Here is an 18,639-nt window from a genome sequence, read left to right on the forward strand (position 1 = left end):
TGATCTCCTCCTTGAGGGGGAGATGTCGCCGAAGGCGACAGAGGGGGTCACTTCAGCTGCCGCATCCTTGAACCGGGCTGGCGCTTCACGCGAAACGACCCCTCCGGCCGTTTCGCGGCCATCTCCCCCTCGAGCGGGGAGATTGTCCGGCGCTTACTGATCGCCGTTATTGCCCTTGGTCAGGATATCGTCGGCGAGCGAGATCGCGGTACGGCGATCGGCCTCGCCGGCGGCGGCGAAAGCCTCTTCCTGCATGTTGCGGATCCAGGGCTGGTCGGCGGGCGGAGCCCGCTCCAGCGCCGCCGTCATCATCGCCAGGCCGCGCACGACCTTGCCGCTCTGGAACAGCAGGTTGCCGAGCGTCGCCTGCGCGCCGGCATGGCCTTTCTCGGCCGCCAGCTGCAGCCAGCGGCCGGCCTGCTTGACGCTGGCCTTCACGCCGCCCTCGCCCTTGAGGAACATCCGGCCGATCTCGAACTGGGCGTTCGGATTGCGGTAGTTGGCGGCGGCGCGCATGTAATATTCCTGCGCCGCGACGTCGTTCTCCTCGACCGGCGTGCCGGGAATGCCCTTGCGCAGATAATCGCCGAGCGCCACCAAGGCGTCCGACACATAGCTTTCTTCCGGCGAGCCCGGCTCGACATCCTGGTCGACGATCTCCGAAAAAAACTTGAAGGCGGCATAGTCGTCGCGCGTCACGCCGTCGCCTTCGGCATACATGCGCGCGAGCTTCCAGGTGGCGCCGATCTGGCCGTTCTCGGCGGCGTATTTATAGGCCTCGACCGCCTGGTCCTTATGACCGCTCTTGTAAGCCGAAAAACCGAATTGGAACACCGCCCACGGGCTCGACTGCGGCTTCACGCCGGTCTTGTCGTCGAACACCTTGTCGTCGAAGGCCATGGCCTGCCCGGCGGCGCCCAAGGTCGCAAGAGCGACCAGTGCCGAAAAGACAGATGACCTCAACACCTCAGATGTCCGCATAGCAGTGCGTTTCTTTGGCCGCGCCCGGATGGGTCACCGCGCCGTCGCGGGCCGACCCTACGGTCTGCGCATATTTCCAGATCGCGCCCGACTGATAGTCGGTCTTGCGCGCCTTCCAATTCTTTGCCCGGGCCGCCAGTTCGGCGTCGGACAGAGCCACTTTGATCGTGCCTTTCACGGCGTCGATCGAGATCACGTCGCCATCCTTGATCAGCCCGATCGGCCCGCCGACCGCCGCCTCCGGCCCGACATGGCCGATGCAGAAGCCGCGCGTGGCGCCGGAGAAGCGTCCGTCGGTGATCAACGCCACCTTGCCGCCCATGCCCTGGCCGTAGAGTGCGGCCGTCGTCGACAGCATCTCGCGCATGCCGGGACCGCCGCGCGGCCCCTCGTAGCGGATGACGAGAACCTCGCCTTCCCTGTAGTTGCGCTGCGTGACCGCTTCGAAGCACTCCTCTTCCGAATCGAAGCAACGCGCCGGACCTGAGAATTTCAGTTCCGACATGCCCGCGACCTTCACGATCGCGCCTTCGGGGGCAAGGTTGCCCTTCAAGCCCACAACGCCGCCTGTCTTGGTGATCGGCCGATTGGCGGGACGCACAACATCCTGGCTTTCATTCCAGGAAACGTGCTCCATATTTTCGGCCAAAGTGCGGCCAGTGACTGTCATGCAGTCGCCATGCAGATAGCCATGGTCGAGCAGCGTTTTCATCAGCAGCGGAATGCCGCCGGCCTCGAACATGTCCTTGGCGACATATTTGCCGCCCGGCTTGAGGTCGGCGATATAGGGCGTCTTCTCGAAGATCGCGGCCACGTCGAAAAGGTCGAACTTGATGCCGGCCTCATGCGCGATCGCCGGCAGGTGAAGTGCCGCATTGGTCGAACCGCCGGTGGCGGACACCACTGTCGCCGCGTTCTCCAGCGCCTTGCGCGTGATGATGTCGCGCGGCCGGATGTTCTTGGCGATCAGCTCCATGACCTTCTCGCCGGCGGCGAAATTGAAGCGGTCGCGCATTTCGTAGGGTGCCGGCGCGCCGCAGGAATAGGGCAGCGCCAAACCAATTGCTTCAGCAACGGTCGCCATGGTGTTGGCGGTGAACTGGGCGCCGCAGGAGCCGGCCGACGGACACGCCGCCTGCTCGATCTCTAGCAAATCGGCATCGCTGATCGCGCCAACCGAATGCTGGCCGACCGCCTCGAAAACATCCTGCACGGTGATCTGCCGGCCGCGATAGCTGCCGGGCAGGATCGAGCCGCCATAGATGAAGATCGACGGCACGTTGAGGCGAACCATCGCCATCATCATGCCGGGCAGCGACTTGTCGCAGCCGGCCAGCCCGACAAGGGCATCATAGCAATGGCCGCGCATGGTGAGCTCGACCGAATCGGCGATCACCTCGCGCGACACCAGCGACGACTTCATGCCTTGATGGCCCATGGCGATGCCGTCGGTGACGGTGATGGTGCAGAACTCGCGTGGCGTGCCGTTGGCGGCCGCGACGCCCTTCTTCACCACTTGCGCCTGGCGCATCAGCGAGATGTTACAGGGCGCCGCTTCATTCCAGCAGCTGGCGACGCCGACCAAAGGCTGCGCGATCTCGGCGGCCGACAATCCCATGGCATAAAGGTACGAGCGATGCGGCGCACGGGCCGGACCTTCGGTCACATGGCGGCTGGGCAGCTTGGCCTTGGAGATTACCCTGGCGTTCATACTCGTCCTTGCCGCACACCCCGCGGCCGGTCCCATCGCCGGGCCAACCTGGCACGCATCCCGAGACCTATCTCGGGTGCTCCGGGTTTATGGCGGGAAATAGGCAGTTCCCTCAGCAAGTCTCTTAGCGCGGGGGTTGTTCATAAACTGTTGCCAAAACGTCACAATCGTAGCAGGCCCTATTTGCGCGGCGAATTTGCGACAGCGGGCCGGCGAGCCAGGTTGGGCCGGCAGCCGGGCAACAAAAAAGGCCGGGCGTGGCCCGGCCTTTTCGATGACTTTTCAGTAGTTTAGAACTTGATCTTGAGACCACCCGAGATCGCGGTGATCAGATCGTTGCCGACGTCATAAGTGGCGTCCTCGCCCGCGATATAACCATTCTCGTCGGCAAGCGTTCCGGAATGGCCGCTAGTCATGACGCCGATAGCACCGGCCAAGCGTAGCTCGATGTTTGGTCGAGGCGTGTAAGCAACACCGCCGCCGAGCGTCCATGTATCGGTTTGGACACCGTAGCCATGCGAAGTGCCGCGATCCCAAGTAAGCTGACCAGCGGCACTCCATTGATCGTTGAACTTGTGACCTACGCCGCCGGAAACGGTCCAGCCGTCGCGATACATCAGGTCAAGAGAGGTAAGCCGGACCGGGAAGGGGGAAACCGTTGTACACGCAGCCAAACCTTTGGTCTGCTCGGAACAGATCGGAACACTTTGCAGAGTGCTCCAGTTAACCCACTTGATCGAACCAAAGGCGAGCCAGCCGGGAGCGATGCCCGACTGCAATTTCAACTCAACCGAGTCAGGCATATGCTGCGTCGAGCCATAAATAGGCGTGGACGCGGTCCCTCCCAAGCCGTCCGGCAAAGTCAGCGAGCCGGAGATGTTGTCGAGCTTGACCTGCGAGTTGTAGACCAAGCTGGCCCGAAGCGCGATCTCAGGGATTTCGTAGGCAACACCGGCGCGCCAGCCCCAGCCGCTGGCCTCTAGGTCGACGCGGCCAATCGGTGACGGCCCAAATGGATTGAAACCCACCAAGCTTTCCTTGAAGCCTGAAATGTCCTGATAGAACACGCCGCCAATAAAACGAAGCTGGCCCTTACCGGCATCGAACTTGTATGAGCAGGTACCGGCGTAGTTATTGCTCTTGATGTCCGTTTCGACGTTCGAAAACGCGCCATTCCACGACGCGCCAGGGGCGATGTGCGCGCCCCACGGCTGCGAATAGTCGACCATACAGTCGACGCCTTGGACAACTTGGGCTTTGACGCCGATGCGCGGTACCCAATAAGGCTCCGCGCCATCGGCCGTGGTGCTGAAGCCGAAGGGACTAAAGTCGGCCCCTCCTGGACCCTTCGCATTCTTGTACTTGCGATCCGGCATCACATAGGTGGCTTCCGCCTCCGTCGCGACCGGTGCCGGATCGAACAGCAGATCGATGTCGTAGCCGCCGCGCTCCAGTCCGCCGGCATGCGCCGGGTGCATTGCGGCGCCGATCAGAGCGATCGAAAAGCAGCCTGCCCCCGCCAGTGCTTTGAGCCGCAAATTGGTCATGGAAATCCCTCCCCAATACAAGTGGGTCAAGCTAGAACCATTTCAGGTTAACGACGCAACAACGTTTTCAGGAGCTGTACATGTACACCTTGACAGCTCGTATTTTTGCCATGGCGATCGGCGCCACAATCGGCGCGCAAATCGGGCCAGCCGGCGTTGAACGGTCGAAAAAATCCGGGGAAAGCACCAAAAAACAGGGCAAAAACAGCCATTTTTTGGTTCGGCGGGCCTCATTGTTACATTATGGCAACAATGGGGCGCAAACTTTCCGTTTACGTCAAAATTAACGTGGCGGCACGCCTGCTTTCGAGGCAGCTAACGCACCGGAAGGTGCTTTCCGCGGGGGCGAATCTTGCCACTCAGCCGGCGTCGCGCACCCTGGTCAAAGCCACGGAAAGCTTCTCCTGCGCCTCGCGATATTCGGCGAGTTTCTCGCGTTCTGCCTCGACCACTTCTTCCGGCGCGTTGGCGACGAACTTTTCGTTCGAAAGCTTCTTGTGCAGGCGGGCGATCTCCTCGGTCACCTTGGCCAGTTCCTTCTGCAGCCGCGCGGCCTCGGCCTGGAGATCGATCAGGCTGCCGAGAGGCAGGCTCACCGTCGCCTCGTTGACCACGATCTGGGCCGAGCCCTTGGGCGGCGCGTCGACGAGCGCAATGTCGCCAACCCGCGCCAGCCGCTTGATCGCCTGGGCGTGGCGCTCCAGCCGCTCTTGCGTCAGCTTGTTGGCGCCGATCACCATAAGCGGCGCGATCGCCGCCGGCGGCACGTTCATCTCCGAGCGCACCGAGCGGATGCCCGAGACGAGATCGACCAGCCAGTTGATGTCGGCGGCCGCCTCACCGTCCTCGAAGTCGGGCGACGGCCAGGCGGCATGGCAAAGCAGCGACGAGCGCTCCTTGCCTTCACCCGCGGTCTCGGCCCACAGTTCCTCGGTCATGAACGGCATCATCGGATGCAAAAGCTTGTAGATCTCGTCCAGAACGAAGGCGACGCAGGCCCGGCTCTCGGCCTTGGCGGCCTCGTCCGTGCCCATGAACACCGGCTTCAAGAGTTCCAGGTACCAGTCGCAGAACAGGTTCCAGACGAAGCGGTAGGCGGCGCCCGCGGCCTCGTTGAACCGGTAGCTGGTGATGCCTTCGGTGACCGCGCGCGCCGCCCGCGTCAATTCCGTCAGGATCCAGCGGTTGACCGGCAGCTTGGCGTCGTTCAGCCAGAACTCGTCGTTGCGCGCGACCTCGTTCATCTCGGCAAAACGCGTCGCGTTCCACAGCTTGGTGCCGAAATTGCGGTAGCCGGCGATGCGCGCCGGGTCGAGCTTCACGTCGCGGCCCTGCGCCGCCATCACGGTTAGGGTGAAGCGCAGCGCGTCGGCGCCATATTCGTCGATCAGGTCGAGCGGATCGATGACGTTGCCTTTCGACTTCGACATCTTCTGTCCGTTCTTGTCGCGCACCAGCGCATGCACATAGACGGTGTGGAACGGTTCCTCGTCCATGAAGTGCAGGCCCATCATCATCATGCGGGCGACCCAGAAAAAGATGATGTCGAAACCGGTGACCAGCACGTCCGTCTGGTAATAGGTCTTCAGCTCGGGCGTCTGGTCGGGCCAGCCGAGCGTCGAGAACGGCCACAGCGCGGACGAGAACCAGGTGTCGAGCACGTCCTCGTCGCGGGTCAGGATCTCGCCCGGTTGGAAGTTTTCGAGCTTGTCCTCGACCCAGGCCTTCCACGGCCCTTCCAGCGCCAGATAGTATTCGACAGCGACAGCGAGCGCCTCTTCCTCGGTCTTTTCGACGAAGACATGCCCGTCCGGTCCGTACCAGGCCGGGATCTGGTGACCCCACCAGAGCTGGCGTGAAATGCACCAGGGCTGGATGTTTTCCATCCAGTCGAAATAAGTCTTTTCCCAGTTCTTGGGCACGAAGTTGGTGCGGCCCTCGCGCACCGAGGCGATCGCCGGCTTGGCGAGTTCGGCTGCGTTCACGTACCACTGGTCGGTCAGGAACGGCTCGATCGGCACGCCGCCGCGGTCGCCATGCGGCACGGTGTGCCGGTGCGGCTCGACCTTGTCGAGGTACCCGCCGGCTTCCATCAGCTCGACGATCTTCTTGCGCGCGACGAAACGGTCGAGCCCATCAAGCTCGTCCCACACGGCCTGGCGCTCCGGCGTGACCTCGAGACCGGCGAGGAAATCCTCATTGTCAGTCAGCTTTATCGCGGCTTCGGCCGTCAGGATGTTGATCGCCGGCAGCTTGTGGCGCTTGCCGACCTCGAAGTCGTTGAAGTCGTGCGCCGGCGTGATCTTGACCGCGCCCGACCCCTTTTCCGGATCGGAATACTCGTCGGCGACGATCGGTATCTTGCGGCCGACGATCGGCAGCACGACGTTGCGGCCGACCAGATCGGTGAAGCGCTCGTCGTCCGGATGCACGGCCACGGCCGTGTCGCCCAGCATCGTCTCGGGACGCGTCGTCGCGACCGTGACGAAGGTCCTCGGATTCGCGGGGTCGAACGCCTCGCCTTCGATCGGATAGTGCAAGTGCCAGAGATTGCCGTTAACCTCGTGCTGTTCGACCTCGAGGTCGGAAATGGCGGTCAGCAGCTTCGGGTCCCAGTTCACAAGGCGCTTGTCCTTGTAGATCAGGCCTTCCTTGTAGAGCGTGACGAAGACCTCCAGCACCGCCTTGGACAGGCCTTCGTCCATGGTGAAGCGTTCGCGCGACCAGTCGGCCGAGGCGCCGAGCCGCTTCAGCTGGTTGAAGATCGCGCCGCCGGATTCGGCCTTCCACTCCCAGACTTTCTCGATGAACTGCTCACGTGTGAGATCTCGACGATGGATCTGCTTTTCCATGAGCTGGCGCTCGACCACCATCTGCGTGGCGATGCCTGCGTGATCCATGCCTGGCTGCCAGAGCACGTTCTTGCCGCGCATGCGCTCGAAGCGCACGAGAATGTCTTGCAGCGTGTTGTTGAGCGCATGCCCCATATGCAGCGAACCGGTGACGTTCGGCGGTGGGATGACAATGGTGAAGGCTTCGGCCCCCTCCTCCGCGCCGGCGCCGGCCCGGAAGGCGTCGGCCTCTTCCCAGATTTTGGCGATCTTCGGCTCGACGGTTTTGGCGTCGTAGGTCTTTTCAAGCATGGAGGAAGTCCGAACTGTCGGGAACAAGCGTCCGGTGTAAATCGGAAGGTCTTGGCCGAGTCAACCGCGAGAGCAGCGATCACGCTTGCAGATAGGACTGCCGCCGGCGGCGACAATCCCGGCCGATCGGGCAACGCCACGCTCCGCTGACGCATGTCGCCCGGAACCGCCCAGCGGCTCTAGGACAACGACATGCATCAAAACAAAGACTTAAAAGCGCATTGCCTGAATCCGTTTCAGCTCGACGCGCTTTACGCGACTTAAACAAAAGCGCCGCCCCGAAGGCGGCGCGCTTTCAGCCCAGGTGTTCCCGCAGGTTACTGCGCCCCGCGCGCCACGCGCTCGATCTCCTCGCGCACCAGCCTTTCGACCAGCGTCGGCAGGTTGTTGTCGAGCCAATCCTGCAGCATCGGCCGCAGCATTTCCTCGGCCATCTCGTCGAAGCTCTTCTTGCCGCGGCTGGCAAAAACATCGGACAGCTCGCCGAAAGCCGCGGCGACCTGCCTGCCCGTATGCTCGGAAAGGATCGCAGGCCGGGCCGGTTGAGCCTCCGGCGGGGATGTTTGCGGAGCGCCGGCATGCACGGAAGCTTCAACCGCCGGCTCGTCTTTTTCGATCTCGAGCCGCGGCGCGGTTTCCAGAGCACGAACAGCCGGCTTCGCGGTGACCGTGCTGCCGCCGGCCGCCGCCATGTCGCGCCGCCAATCGGCGACAATCGTCTCGGCATTCTGCGGCGCATTTGCCGCGGCGGGCTTGCTCGCGGCAGCCGGCACGCTCGGCTCGACGACATTCCTCGCAGCGACTTCCGGCGGGCTCGTTGGCGTAGGTCCCACCTTCACCTGATCGAGGCGCGCCTCGGCGCGCTCGGGCGCCGGATCGGCCGCTGCAAGCTGGGCCTGGACATCCGCCAGCGTCACCGGCTTGCGGAGACCGGCATCGGCCTGCAATTCGGAACGAAAGGCGTCGACCTCGACACTTGGCGAAGCAGCGGGGCCAACCGCGGCCGGTTCCAGGTCCTGGCGCAGCTCGCCGGCGTCGGCCGGCTGCTTGCGCCCGGTGTCGCTGTCTTCGATGATCCTTCGGATGGAAGCCAGTATCTCTTCCATGGAAGGTTCGCGCTGCGCGCTGCTTGCCGTCGCCATCGTCACATCCGCCGCCCTAGTGACCTGTCCAAGAACTGACCCGTCCAAGAACTTGACCCGTTCAAGAATTCCGTTCCTGCCCGGGCCGGAATTCGAATCAATGCCGACAGCGTAACCGACCGATCGCCATCCGAGAATCCCCAATCTGGGGACTTGTTGGATTTCAACAGATTAGGCAGTGCGCAGCCCGATCGGCCACCTGGAAACACAAACGCCGCGCATCCATCGGACACGCGGCGTTTGCCGGTAAGCCAGTATTGGAATCAGCGCCCGTCAGGCGTGCGCAATCCGATCCACTTGTCCTTGACGGCGTTGTAGTGCTCCTCCGGCCGGTACTTGGTGACCGCCAGGCCCAGGCGATCAACCGACAGCCGGCCCATCGCCGACAGGATGGCGTAGCTCGCCACGACCACGTCGCGTTCGGAACTCGCCTGATTGATCTTGGCGGTGATGACCGCGTTCTGAGCGTTCAACACGTCCAGCGTGGTACGCTGACCGACATTGCGCTCCTCGATGACGCCGTTGAGCGCCAGTTGCGCGGCATCGATAACCTGCCTGTTGGCATCGACGCTTTCGCGCGCGGCGACATATTGCGTCCAGGCCGAGACCACGGCCTGGCGCACCTGGTCGCGGCTGACGTCGACCTGGATGCGCGCCTCGCTCAGCGATTCCTTGTTCTGCCGCACCAGCGCCGAAGTCCGCCCGCCCGAATAGATCGGAATGGTAAGCGAAGCGCCGATATTGGCCGAGGTCGTAGTACCGTTGGTGCCTCTGAAATCGGGCACGGAGTGGTTGTAGTTGTCCGAAACGCCGGCGGACGCCGTCACCTGCGGCAGCAACGCGCCTTCAGAGGATTTCACCGAAAACGCCGCCGCGTCGACCAGATGCTGCGTGGCAAGGATGGCCGGATGCTCGGCGGAAGCAATGGTCAACGCGGAATCGAGGTTGCCCGGCAACAGCTTACCCAGCGGCGAGGCGGCCTTGAGCTTGCCCGGCTCGTCGCCGACGATCTGGTGATAGGTGGCGGCGCTCGCCAGTGCCGTCGCGCGGGCGGCACTCAACTGCGCCACGGCCGTGGCGCGCGAGGCATCGGCCTGGGCGACGTCGGTGCGGGTGCCTTCACCGACCTCGAAGCGCGAGCGGGCGGCGCGCGCCTGCTCGGTCAGGAACTGCAGGTTCTGCTCGGTCAGCACCGCGACCTGGCGGTCGCGAATCACGTCCATATAGGCGCTCGCCGCGTTGAACAGGATGTTCTCTTCGGTATTGCGCAGGCTTTCGACCGAGGCTTTCACCTGCGATTCGGCGGCGGCGACGTTGTTCTTGGTCTGAAAGCCGTCGAACAGCATCTGGTTGATCTGCACGCCAAAGCTGCCCGTGGTTATGTTCTGGGTGGCGCCCTGCGCATGGGTGCTCGCGTAGTCGATGCTGCCCGAACCGGTGACAGTCGGGCGCCAGCCCGACTTGGCGATGGCCACGCCCTCATCGGTGACGCGCACGCCGGCGCGGGCCGCGTTCAATTGGGAATTATACTGGTAGGCTTTGGCGAGAGCGCCCGTGATGGTCTCGGCGGAGGCGGCCAGGGGCGACAGCGCGGTGGCGGAAACGAGGATAGCTGCTAAAACTTTTTTGCGTACGGACGGCACGTTTATTTCCCTCATTCGTTTTGCATGGGAACCACGCCACGTCAGCCCACCCTTACGGATCAGCCGGCGCCGCGTTGTCTTATCGTTCCCCCGCTGACAGCCTCACGGAAACTCTCGGTTAACCAATCAGCAACGACTGTTAGGCGCAAGCGATCATGACAGCGGCTTCGCTGCAAGGCAAAAACGCTCAGAATTCAAACGCGTGAGCACGTTCGAAGCCCGGTAGTGGCTTAATTGCCGCATTAAAGGCCCGTCTTCCGGTTACAACCCCCCCTGCCTTGAAAAAAAGCCGGGCCACGCCAGAGTTGCCCTGCCCTTCGACCACAACCAGGCGTCCTTCTTCCGCAAGCTGGTCGAGCAGTGCCGGCGGCACTTCCTCGACGCTGCCGCCGATGAAGATGACGTTGTAAGGCCCTTTGCCGGCCTGCCCTTGCGGCAACGGCCCGGTCACCACCGTGACGTTCTGGCAGCCAAGACTAGAAAGCGTGGATTTCGCGATCTCAGCCAGCGCCGGATCGCTCTCCAGCGCTATGACGTGACGCGCGAGCCGGGACAGCAATGCGGCTGAGTAGCCGGTGCCGCATCCGACATCGAGCACCGAATCGCCGGCATCGATTTCGGCCAGTTGCAAAAGCTTGGCGAGTGGTGACGGCTCCATCAGATAGCGCGCGCCGCCGCCATTGGCGCCGTCCGAGATGCGGATGTCCTCGTCGATATAGGCGAGATCCTGCTGTTCGGCGCCGACAAAGGCCTCGCGCGGGACGGTCAGCATCGCCTCGATGAGAGGCGCGCTGGTTACATCGGTGGTGCGGACCTGGCCATCGACCATCTTCACGCGGCGTTCGGAGAAATCAGCGTTCATGTCCCAACAATCCGCTCCCCGCGCCAGGCGCGGCTCAACTTCGACAGGAACCCCGCCCCGGCGCGATCGCGCTGGAGCCTGCAAGCATCTGGAGGCCTCGCCCGGAATCGAACCGGGGTGCAAGGATTTGCAGTCCTCTGCGTAACCACTCCGCCACGAGGCCTCGCAATGCTCCCGGCGTTCCGAGCGAACTCATTATGTTGGTGCTCACAGGTCGTCAAGCGCTCGCGCGTCATTCCCGACGCTTTCACGCGTGGCGGCGAAAGTGGTGATTCCCAATCGGTTGTGACGTGTTCGGGCATCGCTGTCGCGCGGCCGCCGGCCTGCCGTAGCAAGCTCCTCAGTCGGGCCGCCGCCGACGTTCCCACCAAATGACGAAACGCCGCCGGTGGCGCCGCACCAGCGCGAATTCGTAGGACAGCACCAGCAGGCCGAGCGGAATCATCCAGAAACCGAGAATCGGCAGGAAGCCCAGAATCCCGCCAATCGTAAGCAGCACGCCGATCGCGATTCGCAAGCCGCGCGAGCGCGGCATGGCGAACTCGCGGCCGAAGACCGAAATCTTCCGCGCCGGGGCGCTGTTATCGTCGGCTGCCGCCATTAAAACCAATCCCATCTGCTGCCGAAACCATATGAAGGCGATGACCGACCGCTTTGTTCCGCGCCGGTATGAAGCCCTTCATATGTGGGCACGCCGAAGCGATGCCACAAATAGCCGCATTAAAAACTGGAGAAAAATTGCGAAATGCTTCTTTGCAAAGCCGAAAGGTGTTTGCTATAGGCTGCGCCACTCACGTCAGAGCCTCCGTTCCCCGGTAGCTCAGTGGTAGAGCAACCGGCTGTTAACCGGTTGGTCGCTGGTTCGAATCCGGCCCGGGGAGCCAACATTTCCAAGCACTTACCGAACTTTCAAAATCGCCATTTTTGGCGATAGGTACGCTCGACTTGATTGCTTCAATGAAAAAGCCCGCTACCGAGGCAGCGGGCCAGACTTATCAGCGTGATAAATTTACAGGTGTTGCCGGCCCGTTATGGGCACCAGTGGCCTGCTTATTTTGCCGGGGATTTATAGGAAGAAGCGATTTTGCCCGCCTTCTCTTGGGCCGCCTTGAACTCCGCGCCCGTGTATGCTCGCACGGTTTTGACATTCGATACTGCTCCCGATGCGCCGACGACGAGAAGTGCGGGGAGCAGGTCAGCACCATCGCCGAATTCCGTGATTGCCATCCAGTCGGTTTCGCCCGTCGTGACGTAGAAAGAATGCAGTTTCCCGCCTGCTGCTTCAAAGATGGCACGGGCCGCCTTTTCTCGGTTCGATGGACTGTCGATCATTCCACTCGCAGCCGTGGCTGAATAGGACCCTGTGACTATGAACGTTGGCATAGGACATCCTCCCTCGATAATCGGGCAGATCGGGTGATCTGCCGAATATTCAAAATATCTCAAATCTTGGCGTTGGACGAGCGTTTGGGTGAGCCCGACCCGCATTGCAAGCCCCGGGACGGCGGACTAAGAGCCCTGCTGGTTGGCGGGACAGTGGTGTGCGTGGGTTGTGTCGTCGCGGCCAGCTATATCCTCGGGGCTTTGAAGGAATAGGCCCGCTGCGCGCCTCGCCAAGCGCGCGTTCTTGCTGGCCGCTCTCCTACGCCGGCGAAACGTCCGGCGCGCTCTGGCGCCTTCCAATGCGTTCAATTGCGGCAAGCGTTCGTGTCTGGGCGGCAATGCGGATTCGATCGAGCGCTTCCTGCCGCTCACGCTCGCGCTCGAGCCTGTAGATTTCGGGCAGCGGAGGATGATCCGCCGGCGGCCGCTTCATGCACCACTTCTCGCCGCAGAAGCCCCAATGGGCAATTGCGACGAGCTCGGATCCATCGAACCAGCAGGAGACGTTGAGCTTGGGGAAGTGCAGGCACCGCGCCATCCACCAAACCTTGTCGATGTCGCTCTCGCCGTGACCTCGCTCCCACTTCGTCCATCCCTTGCCTGGCCGCTCGACAAGCTGGTGGTCTTGCATGGTGGGCACCTCTCGCCGGAAGGTGTCGCGGATTTTGCATAAGTCACGGCTTATAGGCAAGGTTTGACCCCGAGCGCATAGCGCTGGTCCCCATCCATGTGTCATTTCAGAACCGAAAATGTTGGCACCAGTTTTGCGTCAAGGAGTTTGCCGGCCGTTCCTCCCGCCGGCCCTGGTCGGGGGCCAGGATAACTGATCTCGCCGGGCTTGAAGGTCTGGGGGCCTCGCCCGGCGAGTTTTTCCATATATCACCGCCTCCGCTTCTCAGGCGCCAGTGCATGGTTTGTGAACTGCAGGTTCCGATCGTCACGGCCGGCGGCGCGGCACTCATGGCAATAGATGATCTTTATGAGATCCCAATGCATGCAGGGCTGATCCGCCCCGAATCGCCGCTCGGCGACATCGAGAGCGGCGGTCCTTTTGCAGGTTAGGTAATAGACCGAAAGGCCTGTGCCGGCTTCGAGCTTCTTGCCGAGCGTATTTTCGGTAAAGGGATATTTGTTCGACATTGGCGATCCTCGTGATGGGGTCGCCGCACCGGGAGGATTATATTCCTCATTCAGCTGACGCTGGCAAGTGTGGATCACCATGGCGGGATTGTCATTGTATTAGCGAAGGCGCGGGGCGGCGGATCGGACCTCTCATCGGCTCGCCTCAGTATGGGGCGCGAAGAAGCAGCGGATATAGGAAAACGGCGGCGACAAGCAGATATGATACTGGCTGTCTTCGCTCTCGATGACGCGGTTCTTGGGGATGAAATATCGGTTCTTAGGCCCCGATCCGGTGCGGACATTGAATCCACCGCCCGGCAACGGCTCGACATAGCGCGGGCTGATGACTCCACAATCTTTCTTGTCGTCGCAGCATTCATAGCCGGTGACCGGATCGTGGTAGCCGGTGTACCAGCTGTGAGCGACGGCGAGTGCGATTAGCAAGAGCCTCATCTGTCTGAAACTCTGCGCCTCCAGTCGAATATTAGCAAGCTCTTGACGAAGCGGCCGGCCGCCCATGGCCGGCAAGCTCTTCCTGGGCGTCGCCATCGGCCTTGGCATCGGCCTGGGGACGGCGTTTGCTGGTTAGACCAAGCGCTTCGGGCTCGTGTCTGGCGAATAGGTGAGCGTGACACGCGCTTGCCGCCGCAAATGGCACATTTCATCTTGGGTCGAAGATACCATTCCATCACAGGAGCGTCTGGCCCGTACCGATCCCGGAGCGCCGGAAGGTCAAGAGGTTGATGGCGGTGGCAGTCAAGACAACCGGCAGTGACCGTCATCCCATCATCGATAAGTTTCTGAAGCGTCCAGCCGTTGCCATGGCGCCGATATAGCGGAGGTAGCGGTTCCGAGCGAGGCCGTTCATTGAGCGCTGTCAGTGCTGTATATTAGCAACATCTTGACGACCACCAAGGCCGCTCCAGACTCAATTCCAAGGCGCGGCGAATTGGCATTAGAGACGAAGTGGCGATAACGGCCACGGTGCGCAATCGCGTCGACGAGATGGAGGAAGCGATGAACTCTATTAATCGAAGATCCGCACTTGCCTTCGGTATTTCCGTTGCAGCAGCTTTAACCTGCTGTGGAGGCTCGGCATTCGCGCAACATACCGAAACCCTGCTTACGCCTGATAAGCTGGTATGGAAGGATAATCCGAGCCTCCCGAAAGGGGCTCAAATCGCCATCTTGGTGGGCGACCCGACGAAAACTGGCGACGTCGTCGTCCTGCGCGCCAAGTTTCCAGCCAACTATCTGGTTCCGCCCCACACTCATCCGTATGCCGAGACCGTTACCCTGATCAGCGGTAGCGTCGGCTTTGGTGTTGGCGAAAAGGTCGAAAAGAATGGTGATCTGCTCAAACCGGGCGCCTTTTACGCGCAGCCAGCAAATCACGCACATTACGTCTGGACAGGAGACGAAGAGGGTATCATCGAAGTTCATTTTGTCGGGCCGGGAGGGATCAATTACATCAACCCCGCTGACGATCCGCGCAAGAAGTGAAATGCGGCTGAGCCGGCTACTTTGTCCCTCGTGCCCTTGTAGGTCGGAACAGAAGCGTCAGCTTGCTTACGGGTGCCTTTGATCTAGGGGCGTCGTGGGCGAGGGCCCGCTCCAGATCGGCAACGTCCAAGGTGGCCCGACGCTTACATGTAAGGCAATCGACCGAAAAGCCTGTGCCCGCCTCCAGTTTCCGGCCGAGCGTGTCTCCAACGAATGGGAACTTGTTCGACATTGGCGATCCTCGTTGGTGGAAGGGTCGCCGCACCGAAGCGTGATCTAAGGCCGGTCGCGAGTGCGTTCAAGCCGGCTCCTCGCGAAAATCCTGCAAAGAAGCGTGGCGCGGGTCTTCCTCGCCGCGCAGGTGCTTCACGCGGCCGATCAACCCCGGCTTAACCCATTGCGTTGCGGGCCGCTTCATTCCCTTCGGCGCCGGCCCTGCGTGCTCCTGGACGCGTTGCCAGAGCCGTTCGCGCATCTCCCGATTCAAGGTGATGAAGGCGCTGCCGACGTAGCGCCCCGTGCCGCGCTCGGCCATCAGTGCGAAAGCCGGTTTGCCGGGCTCGCTAGCCGTCGAACTTCACCTCGTGAATCCAGTCGGGGCCTTCCGGCGGCTTGTCGACCAAGGTCGGCATCAATGGAGGAATAAATGATAGCCGGCCCCCGCCGGCGGACTTAGACACGCACAGGCACTCCGACCCAACAATTTGATTCAAATACAGTATGCCAGGTTCCGTTCCGTTAGCCGGCGCTTAAAAAGCAAGGCGGAACATTCGCGGATTGCCGCTGTTTTTTCTACGAGGAGGAAACGGCCATGGTCGAGCGCCAGAACGAACACCACCCCGACGATCGAAAGCCTATACTGAGTGAAGATGCCTGCGAGGTCGCTCACTTCGCCCGGAAGTTTCACCTCACGATGCCGGAGGCGAGAATGCTCATGCGGCAGCATGGCAACAACCACGCCCGACTGGAGAGGGAGGCGCGAAAGCTTGTTTATCAGCCCCGATGACCAAGCTGTCTGATCTAGGACCGCCGATCATCGGCCGTCTGCGTGGGAAACAGCCCGACGACGAGCGCGACCATTTCTACAGGTGCCCGGTGTGTGGCCAGGCGGTTGATCGGCGCGACCTGCGGCAAGTCATGTGGCATGAGCAGCCGGCGCATGAGCCGCTGGAAATGGATAGCTGAACGGTCGGCGGCGGCACACATAGAGCACTCGCTGTCCCACCTCGGGACTAAAATGCTGGCATCCGCCTTGCATCTAAGAGATTGCCGGTACTCCTCCACCGGACTCCTGATGGGATCAGGAGTAACTTCGCCGGGCTTGAGAAGGCTGCGGGCGGTGCGGCGATGCTGTTCCCGGCCTACGGGCGGCCTAACGGTGCATCCTCGGCTTCCGCTGCCCTTGGCAAGCACGTTCGGGCAGTGGTCACCGATCCGAAAGTCACTACGCACTCCCTTCGCCACCTTATGAAGGACCGCTTTCGGCTGGCTGGTGTCTCAAAGGCGGATCAAGACATCGTGCTTGGCCACTCGTCGGGGAGGGTCGGAGAGGACTATGGTCATGGACAAGACGCTATGCTGGAAGTAGCCAGCGGGCGCTCAAAGCTGCCCTGGGGCTGACTGGCAAAAGCCAATAGGCCCTGTTCTATGTCCGGTGGGGCGGTTTGAGGGGCTTCGCGGGTCCGGCTGGTAGGACCCGAAGCACGCTCTGAAGGCCAGGTTCCCGTCGTCTTCGCGTTGAGTTCATTGCCGAGAATGGTGGTGGCGCGGGTGTGGGGTTGAGGAAGCCATGAGACTGATCGCATTGGGGTATGGATCGGGGGGTGAGACGCCCGTAGCTGCTATCGCCGCTTGATAAAGCTCCCTGCCCACAAGTTGCGTTTGGCAATGCGGGCTTCTTGCTCCTCGGCAAGGTATCGAGTGTCGGCTACCGCCAATCCGTGTTTCACCAGGTCCCGTCCGAGATCGATGCCTCCCACGAAGCAGACGCCGACGTCGTCGTCATAACGGTCCTTGCCTTCGATGATGCAGGATATATCGCCCGAGGCAATAAGATGTTGAACGTGGTCACGCGCATACTTGCCGCAGGGCCAGATTTTGCCAGCGGCATCAAAACACGCCTGCCAAAGTTCGGGGGCATCAAAACCGAGCAATTGAATTCGTTTCTTGTCATGCCACAGCGTGTCGCCATCCTCAGCAAACCAATGCTCTGCTGCGCACACAGGGCCACAGGTGAGCACGAAGGCAAGGGTGAGGATCAACCTACACATGGCCGTGCTATACGCACCCCCTACGGCAGCGGCACGGGTGTGTCGGCGAGCGTTCTAAGATAGGCGATCATGTTCAGCCGATCAGGCTCTTCGGGCACTCCGCGAAAATCCATATTGACGCCGGGCGTCGTCAGCGTCGGCCCGGCGAGGAAGATGTTGAGGTCCTCATAGGTCCATGTCCCCTCCCAGGCCAGCAAGGTCTTGGAGTAGCGATCAAATTTCGTCGATGCCTTGTCGCGCCCGACGACGTTCCAAAGGTTCGGCCCGATGGTCGGGAGTTCGTTTGGCCGTATGACATGGCAGGAGGCACAGGTTGAGGCAAAGAAAGCCGCCCCTTTAGTGGGGTCGCCCTTCGCCAACCGGGCGGAAATCGGCTCCGGCTTCAGGATGACGACGCCATGCGCCAAAAGGTAGACGGCGATGTCCTCATGGTCGTCGTGCTTTGCGAGATGGAAGGCCGTGATGATGCCCGGCAGTCGATTTGGATCGCCTTGGACCCATATCGCGTTGACGTCAGCGCCCGCCTCAACCAGCACCTTGACGCAATCGAGGCAGCCATTGGCGACCGCAAGGGTCAGCATCGGCTCTCCCCGCGTCTTGCCGTTGGCGTCGGCACCATGCGCTAGCAGCAGGCGGATCATGTCGGCGGCGTTCTTCAGCACTGCGACAGTCATCGGTAGGCCGAGCACCGCTTCCTTGTTGACATCGGCACCACGCTTGATCAGCAGTTCCGCCGCCTCGACGTGGCCGCTGCGCACGGCCAAGAAGAGCGGCGTTGCCCCCTTCTCCTGCTCCTCGATGTCAGCGCCGGCATCAAGCGCCGCCGTGATTGCCGTGAGGTCGCCGCTCTTGGCCGCGTCGTGGAGCGCACCGCCATGCGCTGTTGTGACGGCACCTAGCAAGATCAGCAAGCTTCCGAGCAAACCCCGCATTTCGGCATCCCTTTGCCGATCCGGATGAAGATGCACCCGATAAGTGCCCTTATCCATGAGTGCCTTCAACTTACATTAGCACAAGCTAAAGGTATATAGTGACGTTGACGACACCAGTCGCCGCTGGGGGCCTATTCCAGTGCACGCGGTCAGAACAGGGCAGGTGACGTGCTTTGCAGGCGTGATAGTCACGGCCGCGGCGATTGAGGCAGGCGCGGCGTTAGCCCACGGCCCGGATCGGAATTGGGGCTATCCACCAGCTTGCTGCCACGGCGATCCAGTCACTGGCGACTGCGGGAAAATTCCGAGCGCCACTGTGACGCCCCGGCCAGATGGCTACGTGATTATTCTGCGTCCAGGCGACCATCAAAAAGTCACGCATCAGAACCGCTACTTCGTG

The 18,639-nt window shown here is 61.8% G+C and carries 18 protein-coding genes and 2 tRNA genes; 3 read left to right on the plus strand and 17 right to left on the minus strand.

The annotated features are described in order from the left end of the window. Positions 1 to 153: 153 nt before the first annotated feature. The 3 genes from F3H96_RS16025 to F3H96_RS16035 all read right to left on the minus strand — a co-directional run bounded on the left by F3H96_RS16025 (position 154) and on the right by F3H96_RS16035 (position 4,239). Positions 154 to 981, minus strand: coding sequence for a tetratricopeptide repeat protein (locus F3H96_RS16025; RefSeq protein ID WP_149802696.1), 828 nt, complete (start codon positions 979 to 981; stop codon positions 154 to 156). Then, positions 968 to 2,692: a dihydroxy-acid dehydratase gene (gene ilvD, locus F3H96_RS16030; protein WP_149802697.1), complete on the minus strand. Its 1,725-nt coding sequence runs from the start codon at positions 2,690 to 2,692 to the stop codon at positions 968 to 970. Before ilvD ends, F3H96_RS16025 begins: the two co-directional genes overlap by 14 nt. A gap of 290 nt (positions 2,693 to 2,982) precedes the next feature. Beyond that, positions 2,983 to 4,239, minus strand: coding sequence for an OmpP1/FadL family transporter (locus tag F3H96_RS16035; protein WP_149802698.1), 1,257 nt, complete (start codon positions 4,237 to 4,239; stop codon positions 2,983 to 2,985). A gap of 80 nt (positions 4,240 to 4,319) precedes the next feature. Between F3H96_RS16035 and F3H96_RS16040 the strand changes: the two genes are divergently transcribed. Next, entirely contained in the window at positions 4,320 to 4,526 is a 207-nt protein-coding gene (locus F3H96_RS16040; protein WP_149802699.1) for a hypothetical protein, read from the plus strand. Positions 4,527 to 4,598: 72 nt separating this feature from the next. On the opposite strand, the gene F3H96_RS16045 is transcribed toward F3H96_RS16040, so the two are convergent. The 6 genes from F3H96_RS16045 to F3H96_RS16070 all read right to left on the minus strand — a co-directional run bounded on the left by F3H96_RS16045 (position 4,599) and on the right by F3H96_RS16070 (position 11,630). Then, entirely contained in the window at positions 4,599 to 7,382 is a 2,784-nt protein-coding gene (locus F3H96_RS16045) for a valine--tRNA ligase (RefSeq protein ID WP_149802700.1), read from the minus strand. Positions 7,383 to 7,699: 317 nt separating this feature from the next. Further along, complete coding sequence (locus F3H96_RS16050) at positions 7,700 to 8,524, minus strand: PopZ family protein (protein ID WP_149802701.1); 825 nt, start codon at positions 8,522 to 8,524, stop codon at positions 7,700 to 7,702. 263 nt (positions 8,525 to 8,787) lie between these two features. Beyond that, positions 8,788 to 10,167, minus strand: a complete 1,380-nt coding sequence (locus tag F3H96_RS16055; RefSeq protein ID WP_149802702.1) for a TolC family outer membrane protein — start codon at positions 10,165 to 10,167, stop codon at positions 8,788 to 8,790. A gap of 187 nt (positions 10,168 to 10,354) precedes the next feature. After that, a complete protein-coding gene (locus F3H96_RS16060) occupies positions 10,355 to 11,029 on the minus strand; it encodes a protein-L-isoaspartate O-methyltransferase (RefSeq protein WP_149802703.1) in 675 nt (224 codons plus the stop codon). Between the two features lie 89 nt (positions 11,030 to 11,118). After that, positions 11,119 to 11,192, minus strand: a tRNA-Cys gene (locus F3H96_RS16065). Between the two features lie 177 nt (positions 11,193 to 11,369). Further along, the gene (locus F3H96_RS16070) at positions 11,370 to 11,630 is read right to left on the minus strand and encodes a hypothetical protein (protein WP_149802704.1); all 261 of its coding nucleotides are present in this window, start codon (positions 11,628 to 11,630) and stop codon (positions 11,370 to 11,372) included. Positions 11,631 to 11,838: 208 nt separating this feature from the next. Here F3H96_RS16070 and F3H96_RS16075 point away from each other — a divergent pair. Further along, positions 11,839 to 11,913: transfer RNA gene (locus tag F3H96_RS16075), tRNA-Asn, on the plus strand. Between the two features lie 166 nt (positions 11,914 to 12,079). On the opposite strand, the gene F3H96_RS16080 is transcribed toward F3H96_RS16075, so the two are convergent. The 4 genes from F3H96_RS16080 to F3H96_RS16095 form a co-directional block, all read right to left on the minus strand. After that, positions 12,080 to 12,361, minus strand: a complete 282-nt coding sequence (locus F3H96_RS16080) for a GYD domain-containing protein (protein WP_244620032.1) — start codon at positions 12,359 to 12,361, stop codon at positions 12,080 to 12,082. A gap of 310 nt (positions 12,362 to 12,671) precedes the next feature. Continuing rightward, the gene (locus tag F3H96_RS16085; RefSeq protein ID WP_149802705.1) at positions 12,672 to 13,043 is read right to left on the minus strand and encodes a hypothetical protein; all 372 of its coding nucleotides are present in this window, start codon (positions 13,041 to 13,043) and stop codon (positions 12,672 to 12,674) included. A gap of 248 nt (positions 13,044 to 13,291) precedes the next feature. Next, on the minus strand, positions 13,292 to 13,552 hold the full coding sequence (locus F3H96_RS16090; protein ID WP_149802706.1) for a hypothetical protein: 261 nt from the start codon (positions 13,550 to 13,552) through the stop codon (positions 13,292 to 13,294). 132 nt (positions 13,553 to 13,684) lie between these two features. Further along, positions 13,685 to 14,083, minus strand: coding sequence for a hypothetical protein (locus tag F3H96_RS16095; RefSeq protein ID WP_149802707.1), 399 nt, complete (start codon positions 14,081 to 14,083; stop codon positions 13,685 to 13,687). 417 nt (positions 14,084 to 14,500) lie between these two features. Between F3H96_RS16095 and F3H96_RS16100 the strand changes: the two genes are divergently transcribed. Further along, positions 14,501 to 15,037, plus strand: coding sequence for a cupin domain-containing protein (locus F3H96_RS16100; RefSeq protein ID WP_244620033.1), 537 nt, complete (start codon positions 14,501 to 14,503; stop codon positions 15,035 to 15,037). A 298-nt stretch (positions 15,038 to 15,335) separates the two neighbouring features. Here F3H96_RS16100 and F3H96_RS16105 read toward each other — a convergent pair whose 3' ends face one another. The 4 genes from F3H96_RS16105 to F3H96_RS16125 form a co-directional block, all read right to left on the minus strand. Then, the gene (locus tag F3H96_RS16105) at positions 15,336 to 15,572 is read right to left on the minus strand and encodes a hypothetical protein (protein WP_244620034.1); all 237 of its coding nucleotides are present in this window, start codon (positions 15,570 to 15,572) and stop codon (positions 15,336 to 15,338) included. A gap of 174 nt (positions 15,573 to 15,746) precedes the next feature. Beyond that, positions 15,747 to 15,983: a hypothetical protein gene (locus F3H96_RS31135; protein ID WP_244620035.1), complete on the minus strand. Its 237-nt coding sequence runs from the start codon at positions 15,981 to 15,983 to the stop codon at positions 15,747 to 15,749. An 895-nt stretch (positions 15,984 to 16,878) separates the two neighbouring features. After that, the gene (locus F3H96_RS16120) at positions 16,879 to 17,298 is read right to left on the minus strand and encodes a thermonuclease family protein (RefSeq protein ID WP_188131421.1); all 420 of its coding nucleotides are present in this window, start codon (positions 17,296 to 17,298) and stop codon (positions 16,879 to 16,881) included. 29 nt (positions 17,299 to 17,327) lie between these two features. Beyond that, positions 17,328 to 18,239, minus strand: coding sequence for an ankyrin repeat domain-containing protein (locus F3H96_RS16125; RefSeq protein WP_149802711.1), 912 nt, complete (start codon positions 18,237 to 18,239; stop codon positions 17,328 to 17,330). Between the last annotated feature and the right edge of the window lie 400 nt (positions 18,240 to 18,639).

This window comes from Mesorhizobium sp. NFR06 (assembly GCF_900115245.1).
Classification (GTDB): Bacteria; Pseudomonadota; Alphaproteobacteria; order Rhizobiales; family Rhizobiaceae; genus Mesorhizobium.

Coding starts and splice junctions, on each gene's coding strand:
- F3H96_RS16025 (WP_149802696.1), bottom strand. CDS start 981: ATGCGGACATCTGAGGTGTTGAGGTCATCTGTCTTTTCGGCACTGGTC.
- ilvD (WP_149802697.1), bottom strand. CDS start 2,692: ATGAACGCCAGGGTAATCTCCAAGGCCAAGCTGCCCAGCCGCCATGTG.
- F3H96_RS16035 (WP_149802698.1), bottom strand. CDS start 4,239: ATGACCAATTTGCGGCTCAAAGCACTGGCGGGGGCAGGCTGCTTTTCG.
- F3H96_RS16040 (WP_149802699.1), top strand. CDS start 4,320: ATGTACACCTTGACAGCTCGTATTTTTGCCATGGCGATCGGCGCCACA.
- F3H96_RS16045 (WP_149802700.1), bottom strand. CDS start 7,382: ATGCTTGAAAAGACCTACGACGCCAAAACCGTCGAGCCGAAGATCGCC.
- F3H96_RS16050 (WP_149802701.1), bottom strand. CDS start 8,524: ATGGCGACGGCAAGCAGCGCGCAGCGCGAACCTTCCATGGAAGAGATA.
- F3H96_RS16060 (WP_149802703.1), bottom strand. CDS start 11,029: ATGAACGCTGATTTCTCCGAACGCCGCGTGAAGATGGTCGATGGCCAG.
- F3H96_RS16070 (WP_149802704.1), bottom strand. CDS start 11,630: ATGGCGGCAGCCGACGATAACAGCGCCCCGGCGCGGAAGATTTCGGTC.
- F3H96_RS16080 (WP_244620032.1), bottom strand. CDS start 12,361: ATGATCGACAGTCCATCGAACCGAGAAAAGGCGGCCCGTGCCATCTTT.
- F3H96_RS16085 (WP_149802705.1), bottom strand. CDS start 13,043: ATGCAAGACCACCAGCTTGTCGAGCGGCCAGGCAAGGGATGGACGAAG.
- F3H96_RS16090 (WP_149802706.1), bottom strand. CDS start 13,552: ATGTCGAACAAATATCCCTTTACCGAAAATACGCTCGGCAAGAAGCTC.
- F3H96_RS16095 (WP_149802707.1), bottom strand. CDS start 14,083: ATGGCGACGCCCAGGAAGAGCTTGCCGGCCATGGGCGGCCGGCCGCTT.
- F3H96_RS16105 (WP_244620034.1), bottom strand. CDS start 15,572: ATGGCCGAGCGCGGCACGGGGCGCTACGTCGGCAGCGCCTTCATCACC.
- F3H96_RS31135 (WP_244620035.1), bottom strand. CDS start 15,983: ATGCTGCCGCATGAGCATTCTCGCCTCCGGCATCGTGAGGTGAAACTT.
- F3H96_RS16125 (WP_149802711.1), bottom strand. CDS start 18,239: ATGCGGGGTTTGCTCGGAAGCTTGCTGATCTTGCTAGGTGCCGTCACA.